This window comes from Hyalangium minutum, from assembly GCF_000737315.1.
GTDB classification, from domain to species: Bacteria; Myxococcota; Myxococcia; order Myxococcales; family Myxococcaceae; genus Hyalangium; species Hyalangium minutum.
In genome coordinates this window covers 119,994-136,774 of sequence record NZ_JMCB01000009.1, presented here as the reverse complement: position 1 = coordinate 136,774, position 16,781 = coordinate 119,994, and the positions used below count along the sequence as shown (strand labels likewise).

Below are 16,781 nucleotides of genomic sequence, written 5' to 3'. Positions count from 1 at the left end.
CTGCAATGCGAGCGGGTGGAACGCGCTTCTCCACCCGTTCAGCCCCCGGACGCCCGCTTCAGGCGCCCGGGGTTTGCGTCATCGCTCAGGCCGCGTCCGCCTGGCGCCGCCGGCCCAGCACGTACCGCGCCAGGATGAGCAGGCCCAGGTAGATGCTGGCGTCGGTGCCCGAGGTGGCACCGCAGCCGCAGCCGCTGCTCGCGGTGGTGATGGTCACCGGAGCCGAGTGCGCCACATTGCCCGCGCCGTCGGTGATGACGGCGGTGATGGTGTGGGCCGTCTCACCCTCGGCATCAGAGGCATCCCACGTACCCGTCAGCGTCGTCTCCGTGCCGGTGGCGATGACCACGCCATCGACCAGGAGGGAGATCTGGGTCAGCGTGGTGCCCGGAGCCACCGCGCCCGTGGCGGAGATGCTGACCGAGCCAGAGACGGTCGAGCCGCCCTCCGGAGAGGTCACCGCCACCGTCGGCTGCGTGAACGGCGTGATGTTGAGCTGCGCCGTGCTGTTCAGGCTGGCCTGCTCCGTATCAGTGAGGGTGAGCGTCCGCAGGCCGGGCGACTTGAAGGTCACCTTGAAGCCATTGAGCTCGCCCTCGACGAACGTCGCGTTGGTCACGAAGGTGGCCGCCGCGTCGGAGCTGGTCACCTTCACCGTGCCGCCGTAGTTGGAGGCCTCGTTGCCGTAGGCGTCATGCGCCTGGGCCGACAGCGTGGCCTCCTGGCCCGCGCCCACGCTCGGGGCAACCGACAGCGTGAAGCTGGCCGCCGCACCCGGGGTGACGTTGAACGGCGAGCTCGTGGTGCCGGCGAACTCCTGCGCCGTGGCCACCAGCGTGTAGCCCGTGCCCGTCTTGCGCAGGGACACGCCGTCGAACTTCGCCACACCGTTGACCGCCTTGGCCGTCTGGGTGCCCAGCAGCTGGGCGCCCGTGGCGTTGTCGCCCAGGCTCAGCGTCACGGTGGCCGTGCTGTCCGTGTCCAGGGCATCCAACTCGTCACGCAGCTCCACCTCGATGGTGGACAGGGCCGTGCCCGCCGCCACCTGCTCCGCCGTGGTGCGGAACACCAGCTTCGGCGAGTTGCCCGGGGTGACGTCGAACGCCACGCTCCCCGAGGAGGAGAGGGCGCCAGCGCTCGCCACGAGCGTGTAGCCCCTGCCGTTGCGGTGGATGGACAGGTCCGAGAAGGTGGCCACGCCGTTGATGGCGCTCACCGTCTTCGTGCCTGAGAGCGTGCCGTTGCGCGGGTTGCTGCCCAGCGCCACCGTGACGGCGTCCGTGGCACTGGTGTCCACGTTGCCGTAGGCGTCCTGGATGGAGACCCGGACGGCCGGGCTGATCGCCGCGCCCGCCCGAGTGCTGCCCGGCTGCACCGTGAAGGCCAGCGCCGCCTTCGGCCCGTTCGCGATGTCGAACGACGCGCTGCTGGCGCCCGTGATGCCGCTCGACGAGGCCGTCAGCTGGTAGCCCGTCGCCGCGCGGGCGATGGACAGATCGCTGAACGTCGCCACGCCGTTGAGGGCCAGGGCCGTCTTCGTGCCGCTCAGCGAGCCACCCGACGGGTGGGCGTTGAGCGCCAGCGTGACGCCCGTGCCGGACGTGGTGAGCGTGTTACCGGCCGCATCCAGCACCGCCACGCGCACCGGGGCGAAGGCAGCACCCGCCGTGCCGTTGCCGGGCGGGTTGACGAAGGCCAGCGCCGCGCCCGCGCCCGGGCTGACACCGAAGGCCAGAGACGTCGCGGCAGTGAGGCCCGCGGCGTTCGCCTGCAGCGTGTAGCCCGTGCCCGCCTTGTCCACCGACAGGCCCGAGAAGGTGGCCACGCCGTTGGAGGTGGTCGCCGTGGTGGTGCCGCTCAGGGTGGCGCCCGGCGCGTTGGTGAGCGACAGCGTCACCGACGTGGACGTCCCGGTGAGCAGGTTGCCAGCCGCGTCCCGCACCGCCACGCGGACGGTGAAGGGCGAGCCCGAGCTCACGAAGCCCGAGGGCGAGGTGGTGAAGGCCAGCTGCACCGCGGCACCCGAGAGGACGTCGAAGCCCACGCTGGTGTCCGAGTAGAGCCCGCTGGCGCCCGCCACCAGGGTGTAGTTGGTGCCCGAGCGATCCACCGACACGTTGTTGAAGGTGGAGACACCGTTCTCCGCGTTCACCGTGGTGGTGCCGCTGAGCGCGCCACCGGCCGGGTTGTTCCCGATCGACAGCGTCACGGGCGTGGTGGCCTGCGTGGCCACGTTGCCGTGCCGGTCGTAGACGGTGGCCCGGACCGCCGGGGTGATGGCGGCGCCGGCGATGGTGTTGCTCGGCTGCTGGGTGATCGTCACCCGGTACGGCGCGGCCGCGGTGATGTCGAACGCGTTGCTGGTGCCGCTCCCGAGGCTCGGGGCGCTGACCGCCAGCGTGTAGCCGGTGCCCACCTTGGTGATGGACAGGGCGTTGAACGTCGCCACGCCGTTGACGGCCGTCGCCGTGGTGGTGCCGCCCAGCGTGCCGCCCGCGGGGTTGGCGCCCAGCGCGGCGGTGACGGTGGCGGTGGACGTGGTGGTGTTGCCGAACGCGTCCACGATGGCCACCTGGACCGCGGGGGTGATGTTCTCACCCGCCACCGTCGCGGAGGGCTGGGTCAGGAAGGCCAGCTTCGCCGCAGCGGCAGCGGTGATCTGGAACGCCGTACTGGTGCCACTATTGAGGCCTGAGGAGCTGGCGACCAGCGTGTAGCCGGCGCCCGCCTTGTTGATGGACACGTTGCTGAACGTGGCCACGCCGTTGACGGCCGCCACCCGCGTGGTGCCCGACAGCGTCGCGCCGCCCGGGTTGTTGCCCAGCGAGAGGGTGATCTGGTTCGAGCCCGTGGTGACGGGGTTGCCCGCCGCGTCCACCAGGCTCACCTTGATCGCCGGGGTGATGGAGACGCCCGCCACGGTGGTCGCGGCAGGCTGCACGGTGAAGGCCACTGCCGCCGCCGTGGTGACGGAGGTGCTGGCGCTCCCGGTGATGGCCGAGGCCGTCGTGTCGGTCGCCGTGACGGTCTGCGTGCCCGTGGTCACGAAGGTGACGGGAACGTTGTTCGCCACGCCGCCAGTGAAGGTGACGCTCGAAGGCAGCACGGCCTGCGGGTCCGAGCTGGTGATGGTGGCGCTGCCGGTGTAGCCGGTGGCCGGCACACCCGCCGCGTCCAGCGCGGTGATGGTGAACGTGACAGGCGTGTTCACCCGCGAGGAGTCAGGCAGTCCGGTCAGCCGGTAGCTGGCGGCCGGTCCCGGAGGAGGCAGGTTGCTGGTGCACGCCCCGTAGCTGTCCGCGGTGATGCGGACGTCGTCCAGGTAGGCACCCTCGTAGCTGACGAGGCTGTCGGCCGAGAAGCGGAAGCCGAACCACACCTTCTGGCCCGTCAGCGCGCTCAGGTTGACCGTCACCTGCTTCAGCGCGCCGTTGGCGCCCAGGTTCGTGCCCGTCCAGATCCGCGTCGTCGTGGAGCTGTTGAGCGTGTTGTCGTAGCCGCCGGCCGAGATGTACGGCGCCGCCGAGGTCACCGAGTCACCCACGTTGGTCCAGGGCCCGGTCGCCGACGTCGTGCTGTACACCAGCCAGGCGCCGTCGTACCGCGTCTCCAGGTTGTACCAGAGGTTGAACGACATCTGCGGATCGAAGGTGTTCGCCGGGATGTTGAAGCCGTTGATGCCGGCCGTGGAGCCGTCGCCGCCCAGCCCCAGTGTGACCACGGTGGTGATGGGGTAGGTACCCGTGCAGCCGCCCGTGATCGGGCCGAAACGGTACGACTTGTCCGAGGACTGCCAGTGGCAGCCGTTGACGATGTTCAGCGACGACGCCGAGCCGGTGGTGGCCTGCGGGAGCCAGTAGGCGGACGCGTTGGGCGGCCGGTTGCCGTCCAGGTCGTCGAAGTAGCTCAGGCCCGGAGTGATGAGGCCGGTGGGCACCGCCGACTTCTCCACGGTGTTCGCCTCCTCGTTGACGGCGTTGCTCGTCTCCGTGGCGCGGACCACGTAGTAGTAGCGCGTCCCGTTGGTCAGGTTCAGGGTGTCCGCGAAGCTGCTGCCCGTCAGGCCCGTGGCGATCTTGTTGGCGATGGACGGGGTGAAGCCCGCGGTGGTGCTACGGTAGACCGAGTAGCTCACCGCGCCGCCGCAGACCGGCGTGGCCGCGGCCCAGGAGACCGTGGTGCCGCAGGTGCTGGCAGCCGCATTGGTCGCGTTGCTCACGCCCGCGAACGTCGGCGTCAGCGTGCACGCGCCAGTGGCGGTGGCAGAGGCCTCGGCGGACGCCGGAGACTCGATGCAGAGCGTGCCCTTGACCACGTAGTAGTAGGTGGTGCCGCCGGACAGCCCGGTGTCCGTGAAGGGGGACGTCACCGCCGTGCCGACCTTGGTGTACGGCCCGCCCGGGGTGGTGGCGCGGTAGATGTTGTAGGAGGCGGCGCCGTTCTCCGTCCACGAGATGCTGATGCGGTTGTCTCCGCTGGGCGTGGCCGACACACCGGTCGTCTGCGCGGGCGCGGTGCCGCAGGTGTTGTAGGCGATGAGGGCGAAGTCCTGATCCAGCGCGGAGGCGTTGCCCGGAACGCCGTCCGAGGTGATGTTGGTGGCCGTCACCGTGATGGTGAAGGGACCGGAGTTGCCCGCGGGCAGGAACACGCTCTCCACGTTATTGGAGGCGTCCGCCGTGCCACCCGTCGTGGAGCGCGCGCCGGTGAAGACGTTGCCCTTGTAGGTGTTGCCACCCACCGTGACGCTCAGGTCCAGGTTGTTCTTCCACGCGCTGCCGGTGGTGGAGCCCGGCGCGTCCGTCCACGCCAGGGTGACGCGGAACGGCTTGGTGGGGTCTCCGCCCGAGCCGGTGAAGGTGCGCGTCTGTCCCGTGGCCGTGAAGAGGTTGGCCGAGGTCTGGTCATCCAGCGTGCGCGGGGTGCCGTCGAACGCCATGCCCAGATCCATCAGGCCCATGCCCTGGCTGTTGGACCAGAGGTTGTCGTTGGCGCCCGTGCCCGTCATGTAGCGGGCCGAGTTCATCAGGAAGGCCTTGGTCATCGCCGCGCTCGGCGGGGCCATTCCCTGGTTGATGAAGTACTGACGCACCAGCGCCGCGCCGCCAGCGATGGCGGGGGTGGAGTGCGAGGTACCCGAGGAGGCCGTGTACCACTGCTGGCCCACCGGGAAGAAGTTGCTCGTGCCGGGGCCGGCGCACACGCCCGTGGCGTCGAAGCAGCTGAGCGCTCCACCGTTGCCCGTCGGGGGGTTGGTGGCGCGCACCGCCTGAGCCACGCCACCGGACACGTGCGTGCCAGGGGCCATCAGGTCCGGCTTCTTGCGGCCATCCGAGGTGGGACCGCGGCTGGAGAAAGCGACGATGTCCATGGCGCTGTTGGCCTCGGCATCCGTCGTGCCGCACTGGTCCGCGCCGCCAAAGGCCTGCACGTTCTCGGAGGCACCCGCGGTGATGATGTTCTTCGCGGTGCCGGGGCTGCCCACCGTGCTCGCGCCGGAGCCGTCGTTGCCCGCGGCGAAGACGATGACCATCTCCTGGTTGCCCGTGGCGGGCACGGCCGCGGTGGCCGGCTGCGCGTCACGCACCAGCGCGTCGTAGCGCTGCGCGTCCGAGGTGTACGCAGGGGTGGAGGCGCCCCAGCTGTTGGAGCTGATGCGCATGCCGTCGCGGTAGGCGCGCGACTGCAGGTTCTCGTAGTTGGGGCTGGTGAAGGAGCCCGGGTCGAAGATGACGGACGAGCCGAACTTCACGAAGGGCGCCACGCCCATGCCGTAGTTGAAGCCCGCCGAGTCCGCGAACGGCGCACCCGTCAGGTTCGAGTAGCCGCCGATGATGTGCGTGTTCAGGTTGCCGTGGCCGTCGCAACCCTGGATGGTGCTGCCCGAGTTGGCCGTACCCTCGAGGCGCGAGTACACCAAGCGGCTGGGGCTGTTGACGTCGCCGGTGGTGTAGAGGCCGAAGTGGTTCGGCGACGCGGGGGTGGCGTTGTCCACGCCGCTGTCCGTCACGTCCACGCCGAAGCCGGACGCGGTGAACTGCGCCTGGGTGAAGCCCTTGGACGTCAGCCACGCCAGCCAGCCCGGCCCGTTGGGCTGGGTGCCCGTGAGGTTGCCGGAGACGATCATGTTCTGCCGCTCGTCGAACTTGCGCGGCATGGGGCGCGGCTGAATGGACAGCACGTCCGGACGGGTGGCGATCTGGTAGAGATCGCTCACCGTCAGGTACGTGTGCACGTTCACGTAGCCCATGGCCTCCTGGATCGTCCCGTTCTTGGACTGAAGGCTCTGGATGAGCGCCAGCGTCTCCTCGTTGGCCTCCCCATCCTTGATGAGCTGCACCTCGAACGTCTCCGAGGTGGACGTGAGGACGTTGCGGTGGAGCTTGTAGTCGTTCAGGTACTCGCCATCCCACTGGATGGTGCCGGTCTTGGCGCGGAGGTGGCCCGCCAGCGAGTTCATCGCGGCGCCATCGCCGTACACGAGGTAGGCGTTGTTCGGGATGTACGTCACCACCTTGACGCCGGTGGACTCCAGCTGCTGGTACCACTCAGGCTGGATGGGACCGGCGAACTGCACCAGGTAGAAGCGCTTGCCGATGACCGCCTCGCGCTTCATGCCGCGCAGCGACTGGCCGTGCTCGGAGGCGGTGTCGATGGTGCCCGCGTTCAGCAGGATCTCGTTGTAGTTGTCGCGGAGCTCGGCGCCCTCGGGCAGCGAGGCCAACGCCTTGTCATCCACCTGTACCAGCTTGAACGCGCCGTAGTCGGCAATCTCCTGGACGTTGGCGCCGCGCTGCTGGAGCTCCTGCGCCTGCTGCGCGCTGAGCTGCACCTTGTGCCCCGTCAGCGGGGCGCGAGTGCCCTCGGCCGACTGCTGCAGCTCAGGGACATTCCCTGCACCGTCGCAAGCCATCAGCGACAGCATTCCGACGAGCCCGAGGACTCGCGTACCCTTGGCACGCAACCCGATACCGGGCAGCCGCCTTCCTGATTGTCTCATTCTGTTTTTGCCCCGACATGTGAGCGCGCGGTGTTCGGTGTCCACACGCGCTCGGTGCAGATCCGGAAGGCCGAGCGATCAGGGATTCGCTGTCCGCTCAGTCAACCCGCACAGAAAACCACAGCAAGCGGTGAAACATCAAATGGTCAACATTTTTGCCGCTGGAACTGTAACGCCGGACCCCGTTTTGGAGTCACATTTTCTGTGTATTCAGCTTATCCAGGATGAGCCCGAAATGGGTGTAGCAGGTGGGGCTCAGGTCCAAGATGTTGGGGAAGTGCACCACCTTGGCCGTGAGCCCCGCGGCGAGCGCGGGAGCGAAGACGCGCTCGCGGAAGGTGTCGACGCTGTAGAAGCGGCCATGCCGCTCGCCCCAGCGAGGGAAGAGGTGGAGCGGGGTGCCGCGATCCGGCTTGAGGCCATAGGCCCAGGCGGGATCGCTGTGGATGAAGGCATACTCGCCCAGGTACAGCGGGACGAGACACACCCGGCCACCGGGCCGCAGGACGCGGCCCACCTCGCGGATGAAGCCCGTGTCGGCGTCTCCCTCGAAGTGCTCGAAGGAGCAGTGCAGCGTCATGGCATCCACCGAGCTCGCGTCCAGCGGGAGCTCGGCAGCCGAGCCCCCGATCCGATCCCCGTGAACGCCCGCTGGGAAGACGAGATCCTGCCGGTAGAGCTTGCGCGTCTTCGCCAGCAGCCGCAGCACCTCGAAGTAGGGGCTGTTCTGGGTGGAGGCGATGTCGACGTAGACCGAGTCCTCGCGGGTGAGCAGGGGCTCCAGGTGCTTCCAGGTGAAGTAATACTGGGGGATCTTTTCCCAGAGGGGCTGCTTCTGGCACCACTGGTTCAGCGCCTCGCTGCGGGCCGAGAGCTCGTTCCAGAACTGGCGCACGTCCGCGAGATCGAACGGGAGCTGCTCCAGAGGGAGGCCCGCCCGGCGCACCGGGCCCGCATCCTTGAGCTGGGGGCCGGCCCCATACAGTCCGAAGCCCGCGGCACCCAACAGACGGGAGAGGGGATCCGAGATCTTGTACGCGGTGCGATGCCGCACGCTCTTCTTCAAGCGGGTCAGGAGGTTCATACGGGGGCGGAGATTATGGGCTCCCGAGGCGCTGGGGGGCAACTCGCGGAGCCTCCCAAGGAGCCGGGGGGCCACTGGAGGCTCGCTGAGCGAGCAGGGGGAGGGGAAGCTCGTCAGCCCGAGCGACAGTGCGTCCGGATTGCTGGCAGGGGAGTAGACTCTGAGGCGCCGCAGACGCGCCACGGAGGATGAAGTGACACGACACGGGATGATGCGGGCTGGCCTGTTCCTCTTCGCGGCCCTGGCCATGGGTTTGTTGACTCCAGCCGAGGCCGCCGAGCCGGTTCCTCCGCACCAGTCCTTCACCCTCAAGTCCGCAGCGCTCAAGGAGACCCGGCGCATCAACGTCTATACGCCGCCGGGCTACGAGGCGGCGAAGTCCACGCGCTATCCGGTGCTGTACATGCCCGACGGCGGCGTGGAGGAGGACTTCCCGCACATCGCTACCACCGTCGACACAGCGATCCGGGCGGGTGAGCTGCGGCCGCTGATCGTGGTGGGCATCGAGAACACCGAGCGGCGGCGCGACATGACCGGGCCGACCGAGGTCGACGAGGACAAGAAGATTGCCAAGCGGGTGGGGGGCTCGGCCGCGTTCCGCGACTTCATCCGCGACGAGCTGATGCCGCACGTGCGCCGCAAGTACCGCGTGACGGACGAGACCGCGATCATCGGCGAGTCCCTCGCGGGGCTGTTCATCGTCGAGACGTTCTTCCTGCAGCCGAAGCTGTTCGGCACCTATATCGCGCTGAGCCCGAGTCTCTGGTGGAACGGCGAGGAGCTGGTGCGCAAGGCGGCGGAGCGCCTCAAGCAGCAGCCGGAGCTGCACAACGGGCTGTACCTGGCTTCCGCCGACGAGGACAACATCGCGCCCGCGGCCGCGCGTCTGGCCGAGACGCTCCGGATGAGCGCGCCGGCCGGGCTGAAGTGGCAGTTCAATCCCAGGCCGGATCTGCGCCACGGCACGATCTACCGCTCACTCGCGCCACAGGTGCTGCGCCAGTGGTTCGTTGGGCCCTCCACGGCTCGCTCAGACCCCGAGAAGTGAGGGCCTGACAGCCGGGGCAGGCTCATGCCGGCGTGAGCTGGGCCTCGAACACACGCGCCCAGTGAGCGAGCACCTTGCGGCGCCGGGCGCTGTCATCGTGGAGCAGGTTCGCCAGTGCCAGACCGCGCAGGAGATCGAGCGACGCGCGCACGGTCTCGCGGACTTCTCGGTCGCCCTCGTCAAGGCCCAGCAGCTCGATGGTGAGCCGGTGCACCTCCCGGCCCACGTGCGTCTCGAGCGGCAGCAGCTTCGCTTTCAACTCATCGTCGGTCACGGCCGCCACCCACAGGTGCGTTGCGGCTCTGAAGAGCGGGCCCGTATAGACGTCGGCGAGCAGGTTCAGCAGGGGCTCGACGCGACGCTGGCTCTTCGGCAGCTCCTTCGCGCGCCGCACGATCTCCTCGGACTGCTGCCGGAAGACGTGCTCGACCGCGGCCGCGACGAGGGCCGCTCGCGTCGGGAAGTGGTGTTGGCAGGCACCCCGTGACACTCCGGCCCGCTCGGCGACGGCCCCGGTCGTAGCGCCTGCCCAACCCTGCTCCGCGAGCACCTCGATGGCGGCGGCCATCAGCTTCTGCCGCGTCACCCGGCTGCGCTCCTGCTCCTGCCTTGTCGCTCCGGTCGCCGTGCTGCTCATGAGGCGATCTTGTTGTGGTGCCTGGAAAAAATCAATCACGCTTGCTTTTTTAAGGGGCCACATGAAGACTGGTCCTCCACCGGTATCGGAGGGGCGATGGACGCTCGACCACTGCGCATCGGAAATGCATCCGGCTTCTACGGGGACCGCTTCTCGGCGTTCCGCGAGATGCTGGAGGGCGGGCCCCTCGACGTCCTCACGGGCGACTACCTCGCCGAGCTGACGATGCTCATCCTCGGCCGCGACCGCATGAAGAACCCGGCGGGCGGGTACGCGAAGACGTTCCTGCGCCAACTGGAGGAGACGCTCGGCATCGCGGTGGAGAAGAAGGTCCGCATCGTCGCGAACGCCGGCGGACTGAACCCGGCAGGGCTCGCTAACGATCTGCGCGCGCTCGTCGCGAAGCTCGGGCTGTCCGTTCGCGTTGCGCACGTTGAAGGAGACGACCTCGTCGCGCGAGCGGACGAGCTCGGCTTCGGCGAGTCGATCACGGCGAATGCATACCTCGGTGGCTGGGGCATCGCGGCGTGCCTCGATGCGGGCGCAGACATCGTCGTCACGGGGCGGGTGACGGACGCCTCGCTCGTTGTCGGCCCCGCAGCCTCTCACTTCCGTTGGCAGCGCCACGACTGGGACCGCCTCGCGGGCGCCATGGTCGCGGGCCACGTCCTCGAGTGCGGCGCGCAGGCCACCGGCGGCAACTTCGCGTTCTTCGGCGAGATCGACGTGCGCCGCCCCGGCTTCCCGCTGGCGGAGATCTTCGCTGATGGCTCGAGCATCATCACGAAGCACCCAGGCACCGGCGGCGCCGTCACGGTCGACACCGTGAAGGCCCAGCTCGTCTATGAAATTGGAGGTGCGCGCTATGCCGGCCCCGACGCCACCGCGCGCTTCGACACCATCGCCATCGAGGCCGCAGGCGCCGATCGTGTGCGCATCTCTGGCGTGCGCGGCGAGCCGCCGCCGCCGGACGTGAAGGTGTGCTTGAACCGGCTCGGTGGGTTCCGCAATGAAGCAACGTTCGTGCTCGTCGGCCTGGACATCGAGAGGAAGGCCGCGCTCGTGCGGGCGCAGCTCGATGCGGCGCTCAACCCACGGCCGGCTGAGGTCATCTACACGCTCGCACGCACCGACCACGCCGACGCACCGACCGAGGAGCAGGCCTCGGCGACGCTGCGGGTCACGGTGAAGGACGCCGATCCGAAGGCCGTCGGAAAGCCCTTCAGCAGCGCCGCGGTGGAACTCGCGCTCGCCAGCTATCCCGGCTTCTGCCTGACGGGCCTGCCCGGGGACGGGGCCCCCTTCGGCGTCTACACGCCGGCTTATGTCGACGCGCGGAAGGTGCCGCACGTCGCTGTACTTCCGGACGGTGCACGCACCGACATCGCGCCGGTGGACGAGGCGCGCAGGCTCGAAGCGGTGTCGGCGCCAGTGCTGCCCACGCCGCTGACGCCGGGGCCCACGAGGCGTGTGCCGCTCGGCCAGGTCGCGCTCGCCCGCAGCGGCGACAAGGGCGGCGACGCGAACATCGGCGTGTGGGTGCGCACCGAGGAGGCCTGGCGCTGGCTCGCGCATGCACTCACGGAGGAGGCCTTGCGCACGCTGCTGCCGGAGACGCGCAGCCTGAAGATCCACCGGCACGTGCTGCCGAACCTGCGTGCCTTGAATTTCGTGGTCGAGGGCCTCCTCGGAGAGGGCGTCTCGTCGTCCACCCGCTTTGATCCGCAGGGCAAGGCGCTTGGCGAGTGGCTGCGCGCGCGCCACGTCGACGTGCCCGAACAGCTTCTATGAGCCTCCGAATGCTCCGCATCCGCCCGAGGCCGTTCATGCAGAGAACCCGAAACATCGCGCCATCCGCCAGGTTGCGCGGCTGAGGAGAACACGATGGGCTACCGATCACTCTTCGCTCCAAGCGCCTTCGCGGGCCGGACGATCGTCGTCACCGGGGCTGGCAGCGGCATCGGGCGGTGCACGGCGCACGAGCTTGCGTCGCTCGGTGCGCATGTCGTCCTCGTCGGCCGCAAGCCGGACAAGCTCGCGCGCGTCGCCGGAGAGCTCTCCGCCGAGGGCTACGCGTCAACGCAACACGCCGTCGACATTCGAGACGAGGAAGGAGTGCGCGCCATGGTCGCTGCCATCGTCTCGGCGCGCGGCCGCATCGACGGGCTCGTGAACAACGCGGGCGGACAGTTTCCCTCACCGCTTGCGCTAATCTCGAAGAAGGGCTTCGAGGCGGTCGTCGCCACGAACCTCACGGGCGGCTTTCTCGTCGCGCGCGAGGTGTTCACGCAGTCGATGTGCGACCACGGCGGCGCGATGGTCAACATGCTCGCGGACGCGTGGAATGGCATGCCAGGCATGGCGCACTCGGGTGCGGCGCGCGCTGGCATGTTCAACCTGACACAGACGGCGGCCGTCGAGTGGGCCTTCGCTGGCGTTCGCGTGAATGCCGTCGCGCCCGGCTGGGTTGCTTCGAGCGGCCTCGATACCTACGAGGACCCGCGCGTCCGCGAGCTCATCCCGCAGCTGCGCCGGCAGGTGCCTCTGCACCGGCTCGCGACCGAGGCCGAGGTGAGCGCCGCCATCGTGTTTCTTCTGTCCGACGCGGCGGCCTTCATCTCCGGCGAGGTCATCCGCATCGACGGTGCCGCCTCCTGCAACACGAAGGCGTTCCCGCTGCAGGAGCACTCGAACTCGAAGCCGTACGAGGGGTTCCACCTCGCGGCGTCGCCGAAGATCCTCGGCGGCAAGAAGGAGGAGTGACGTGCCCCGGCTTGTTTCCTCCATTGATCTGGCCTCCGCCAGCTTCGCCACGCACAGGACGGAGATGCTCGCCCGCGTCTCAGAGCTGCGCGCCATCGAGGCGAAGTCGCGCGACACCGAGCAGCAAGCCCGCGAGAAGTTCCAGCGCCGCGGACAGCTCTTGCCCCGCGAGCGCCTTGCGCTGCTGCTCGACCGCGGCTCGCCCTTCCTCGAGCTCTCGACGCTCTGCGGCTACAAGCACCACGACGACAGCGACGGCTCGCTCGCGGGCGGCAACATCCTCATCGGTATCGGGTTCGTCTCGGGGGTGCGCTGTCTCGTGGTCGTGACCAACTCCGCCATCAAGGGCGGCACCGCGACGCCCTGGGGGGTACAGAAGACGCTCCGGGCGCAGGAGATCGCGCTCGAGAACCGGCTGCCCGTCGTGTCGCTCGTCGAGAGCGGCGGCGCGAACCTGCTCTACCAGCAGGAACTCTTCGTGCCTGGCGGCGAGACCTTCTACAACCAGGCGAAGCTGTCGGCGGCCGGCATCCCGCAGATCACCGTGGTGCACGGCTCCAGCACCGCTGGCGGCGCGTACATCCCGGGGCTCTCCGACCACGTCATCATGGTGCGCGGCAAGGCGAAGGTGTTCCTCGCTGGCCCACCGCTTCTTCTCGCCGCAACCGGTGAGGTGGCAACCGACGAGGACCTCGGCGGCGCCGAGATGCACGCCACCGTCGCTGGCACCGCCGACCACCTCGCCGAGGACGACGCCGATGGGATCCGCATCGCTCGCGAGGTCATCGCGTCGCTCGGGTGGAACGACAGGCTGCCGCCGCTCGAGCGTGCCGCCGTCGAGCCGCCGCGCTACGCCGCCGACGAGCTGTGCGGTGTGGTGCCGCTTGACTACCGTCGGCCGTACGACTGCCGTGAGGTGATCGCTCGGATCGTCGACGGGTCAGACTTCTCGCCCTTCAAGGATGAATACGACGCGCTCACCGTCTGCGGCTGGGCGCGGGTCGAGGGCCGGGCGATTGGCATCATCGGGAACAATGGGCCGATCACTGCCAAGGGCGCGGCCAAGGCGGGGCAGTTCATCCAGCTCTGCTCCCAGGCGCGGACGCCGATCGTCTACCTACAGAACACGACCGGCTACATGGTCGGCACGCAGTCGGAGCAGGGCGGCATCGTGAAGCACGGCGCGAAGATGTTGCAGGCAGTGGCGAACGCGACCGTGCCGCAGGTGACCTTCCTGATCGGCGGGTCCTTCGGCGCTGGCAACTACGGCATGTGCGGCCGCGCGTTCCATCCGCGCTTCATCTTCGCGTGGCCGAATGCGCGCACGGCGGTGATGGGCGGAGAGCAGGCGGCGAAGGTGCTGTCCATCGTCTTCTCCGAGAAGGCCCGCCGTGCCGGTCAACCCTTCGACGAGGCGGCGATGAGCGAGATGTCGCGGCCGCTCATCGAGCAGTTCGACGCCGAGTCAGACGCGTTTCACTGCAGCGCCCGGCTGTTCGACGACGGCGTCATCGACCCACGGGACACGCGGCGCGTGCTCGGGTTCATCCTGTCCACCTGCGAGGAGGCCGCGCGCCGCACGCTCTCGCCGAACACCTTCGGCGTCGCCCGGCTGTAGCGAGGGAACTCAATGAAGCGCTTTCACAAGGTGCTGGTGGCGAACCGGGGTGAAATCGCCGTGCGCGTGCTGCGGACCTGCCGCCGCCTCGGCCTGCGCACCGTCGCGGTGTTCTCGGATGCCGATCGGGATGCGCCGCACGTGCGGCTCGCGGACGAAGCGGTGCGGCTCGGACCGGCGCCGGCGAGGGAGTCGTACCTCTCCATCGATCGGGTGATCGCGGCGGCGAAGTCGTCCGGTGCCGGCGCCATTCATCCCGGCTACGGCTTCCTCTCGGAGAACGAGCACTTCGCGCGCGCATGCGCGGACGCGGGGTGTGTGTTCATCGGGCCGCCTGCCGAGGCCATCGCGCTGATGGGAAACAAGCGGCAGGCGAAGCTGCGCATGCAGGCCGCCGACGTGCCGTGCATCCCCGGTTACGAAGCGGCACGCCCCGGCGAGTCACTCGACGATGAGGCCCTCGTCCGCGAGGGCACGCGCATCGGGTTCCCCGTCATGGTGAAGGCGGCGGCGGGTGGCGGCGGGCGCGGCATGCGCCTCGTCCGGGACGCTGGCGCGCTGCTCGATGCCATCCGCTCCGCGCGCTCGGAGGCGGCGAACGCGTTCGGCAGTGGAGAGCTCATCCTCGAGAGAGCCATCGAAGGCGCGCGTCACGTCGAGGTCCAGGTCTTCGCGGACGAGCACGGGAACGCGGTGCACCTCGGCGAGCGCGACTGCTCGATCCAGCGGCGGCACCAGAAGGTGGTCGAGGAGAGTCCGTCGCCCGCCGTCACGCCGGCGCTCCGTGAGCGCATGGGAGCCGTCGCGGTCCAGGCGATCCGCGCCATCGGCTATCGCGGCGCCGGGACAATCGAGTTCCTGCTCGCGCCGAACGGTGACTTCTTCTTCATGGAGATGAACACGCGCCTGCAGGTCGAGCACCCGGTGACAGAGCTCATCACGGGGCTTGACCTGGTCGAATGGCAGCTGCGCGTCGCCGATGGAGAGCCGCTCCCGCTGATGCAGCCGGAGATCACCTTCCGCGGGCATGCCATCGAGGTGCGGCTGTGCGCGGAGGAGCCAGCAGACGGCTTTCTCCCGCAGACGGGACGGCTCCTTGCGTGGGAGCCGCCGGTGGGGGAGGGGATCCGCATCGATCACGGGGTACGCGAGGGCCAGGAGATCACGCCGTTCTACGACTCCATGCAGGCGAAGCTCGTCGCGTATGGGCCAGACCGGGAGACGGCTCGCGAGCGGCTCGCGGCGGCGCTGCGGGAGCTGACGGTGTTCGGCGTCGCGACGAACGGCACTTTTCTTCAGCATGTCCTCGCGCACGACGCGTTTCGCTCCGGCCGGTACGACACGGGCTTCGTCGCCGCGCACATGCCGCCGGAGAAGCTGCGCGCGCTTGGGCAAGCGTCCCCCGAGGACCAAGCGGTCCTGGCCGCACTGCTCTTCCATGACGACGCGATGGCGCTCGCCCAGCGGGAAGGCTTCGACCCGGTAGGGGCCGGCTGGAGCAGCTCCTACGCCCTGCCGGTGCCGCTGGTGCTGAAGGATGGGGCATCGGAGTTTCGCGCTGTCATCCGTCCCATTGCGCCAGCGGAGTACGAGGTACGGATCGGCGACACGGGATTCACGCTGGCTCTGCGTTCGAGCGCCGCCGGCCTCGTCGAGGTGGAAGTGGCCGGAAGGCGCCGGGCGGTCCGGTACCGGCGCGCGGGGGAGTCCCTGTGGTGCTCCCTCGACGGTCTCACGCGCCACGTTCGCGACGTCTCCTTCCGGCCTCCCTCCGAACGTGAACGCACGGGCGACGGCCGCATCCGCGCGCCGATGGACGGCCGCATCATCCAGGTCCGCGCCCAGGCTGGGGCGGCCGTGACGCGGGGGGACGTGCTCGTTGTCCTCGAAGCCATGAAGATGGAATCGCCGCTCGTCGCTCCCATCGACGGTGTCGTCAAGGAGGTGAACGTCGCGGTCGGGGTGCAGGTGCCAGCTCGACACGTCGTCGCGGTCGTCGTGCCCCAGGGCAAGGCGGACTGATTTCCACGGCACACGCCTTCGCTGAATCGGCTGCCTCTCCCGCTCGCTCACCGGGCAGCGGAGCGGACACTCGTTGGCGTTTTTTCCCAGTACCCCCAGTCTTGTCAGGAGGAGGTGCACCGCATGGATGCCAACCGGCTCTCCCAAGGACTGGGGTGGTGGAGCGTGGGACTCGGCCTGGCCGAGCTCACATTCTCGGAACGATTCTGCCAGCGGCTGGGCTTTCGGGGACGCATGGAGCTGGTGCGCGCGCACGGCGTGCGAGAGATCCTCAAGGGAGTGGGCCTGCTGACACGGCGCGATCCACGTCCTTGGCTGTGGGCACGCCTCGCCGGAGATGCGGTGGACCTCTGCGTGCTGGGCGTCACGCTGCGCCGGCCGGAGGTGCCCTGGGCCTGGCGGCTCGCGGGGACCCTCACGGCTGTGGGACTCACGCTCGTGGACGCCTGGGCCATGAAGGGGCTGCGCACGACACAGCGCAGCGACGTCATCGGCAGGGACATCTCGCCCGAGCCCAGAGAGAGCTGGCGCGGCAGTGGCCTCGCGGAGGACGTAGGCGTGAGGCAGAGCGACGCTCGCGCCGAAGCTGACAGAGTGTAGAGCGGGCCG

General features: G+C 69.1%; 9 protein-coding genes. 6 read left to right on the top strand and 3 right to left on the bottom strand.

Annotation, left to right across the window (positions count from 1 at the left end; genetic code table 11):
- Positions 1–85 precede the first annotated feature (85 nt).
- Together DB31_RS24355 and DB31_RS24350 are read right to left on the bottom strand one after the other, a co-directional pair.
- Positions 86–7,000 (bottom strand): S8 family serine peptidase, encoded by a 6,915-nt coding sequence (locus tag DB31_RS24355; RefSeq protein WP_157232131.1) that lies wholly within the window; start codon positions 6,998–7,000, stop codon positions 86–88.
- 193 nt (positions 7,001–7,193) lie between these two features.
- Entirely contained in the window at positions 7,194–8,084 is an 891-nt protein-coding gene (locus tag DB31_RS24350; protein WP_044191778.1) for a class I SAM-dependent methyltransferase, read from the bottom strand.
- Positions 8,085–8,292: 208 nt separating this feature from the next.
- On the opposite strand from DB31_RS24350, the gene DB31_RS24345 reads away from it, so the two are divergent.
- Positions 8,293–9,132 (top strand): alpha/beta hydrolase, encoded by an 840-nt coding sequence (locus DB31_RS24345; RefSeq protein ID WP_052420198.1) that lies wholly within the window; start codon positions 8,293–8,295, stop codon positions 9,130–9,132.
- A gap of 22 nt (positions 9,133–9,154) precedes the next feature.
- Here the strand turns inward: DB31_RS24345 and DB31_RS24340 are convergent, their stop codons facing one another.
- Complete coding sequence (locus DB31_RS24340; RefSeq protein WP_044191777.1) at positions 9,155–9,769, bottom strand: TetR/AcrR family transcriptional regulator; 615 nt, start codon at positions 9,767–9,769, stop codon at positions 9,155–9,157.
- A 96-nt stretch (positions 9,770–9,865) separates the two neighbouring features.
- On the opposite strand from DB31_RS24340, the gene DB31_RS24335 reads away from it, so the two are divergent.
- From DB31_RS24335 to DB31_RS24315, 5 genes are all read left to right on the top strand, one after another.
- A complete protein-coding gene (locus DB31_RS24335; RefSeq protein WP_044191776.1) occupies positions 9,866–11,560 on the top strand; it encodes an acyclic terpene utilization AtuA family protein in 1,695 nt (564 codons plus the stop codon).
- Between the two features lie 93 nt (positions 11,561–11,653).
- Positions 11,654–12,532 carry an SDR family oxidoreductase gene (locus DB31_RS24330; protein ID WP_044191775.1) on the top strand — a complete coding sequence of 293 codons (879 nt, stop codon included), beginning with the start codon at positions 11,654–11,656 and terminating at the stop codon, positions 12,530–12,532.
- A 1-nt stretch (position 12,533) separates the two neighbouring features.
- Positions 12,534–14,150 (top strand): acyl-CoA carboxylase subunit beta, encoded by a 1,617-nt coding sequence (locus DB31_RS24325; RefSeq protein ID WP_044191774.1) that lies wholly within the window; start codon positions 12,534–12,536, stop codon positions 14,148–14,150.
- 12 nt (positions 14,151–14,162) lie between these two features.
- Positions 14,163–16,172 (top strand): acetyl/propionyl/methylcrotonyl-CoA carboxylase subunit alpha, encoded by a 2,010-nt coding sequence (locus DB31_RS24320; protein ID WP_044191773.1) that lies wholly within the window; start codon positions 14,163–14,165, stop codon positions 16,170–16,172.
- Between the two features lie 123 nt (positions 16,173–16,295).
- Complete coding sequence (locus DB31_RS24315; RefSeq protein WP_052420197.1) at positions 16,296–16,772, top strand: hypothetical protein; 477 nt, start codon at positions 16,296–16,298, stop codon at positions 16,770–16,772.
- Positions 16,773–16,781 lie beyond the last annotated feature (9 nt).

Excerpts from the sequence above, each read along its gene's own strand:
- DB31_RS24345 (WP_052420198.1), top strand. The coding sequence starts at position 8,293 with ATGATGCGGGCTGGCCTGTTCCTCTTCGCGGCCCTGGCCATGGGTTTG.
- DB31_RS24330 (WP_044191775.1), top strand. The coding sequence starts at position 11,654 with ATGGGCTACCGATCACTCTTCGCTCCAAGCGCCTTCGCGGGCCGGACG.
- DB31_RS24355 (WP_157232131.1), bottom strand. The coding sequence starts at position 7,000 with ATGAGACAATCAGGAAGGCGGCTGCCCGGTATCGGGTTGCGTGCCAAG.
- DB31_RS24335 (WP_044191776.1), top strand. The coding sequence starts at position 9,866 with ATGGACGCTCGACCACTGCGCATCGGAAATGCATCCGGCTTCTACGGG.
- DB31_RS24315 (WP_052420197.1), top strand. The coding sequence starts at position 16,296 with ATGGATGCCAACCGGCTCTCCCAAGGACTGGGGTGGTGGAGCGTGGGA.
- DB31_RS24340 (WP_044191777.1), bottom strand. The coding sequence starts at position 9,769 with ATGAGCAGCACGGCGACCGGAGCGACAAGGCAGGAGCAGGAGCGCAGC.
- DB31_RS24320 (WP_044191773.1), top strand. The coding sequence starts at position 14,163 with ATGAAGCGCTTTCACAAGGTGCTGGTGGCGAACCGGGGTGAAATCGCC.
- DB31_RS24350 (WP_044191778.1), bottom strand. The coding sequence starts at position 8,084 with ATGAACCTCCTGACCCGCTTGAAGAAGAGCGTGCGGCATCGCACCGCG.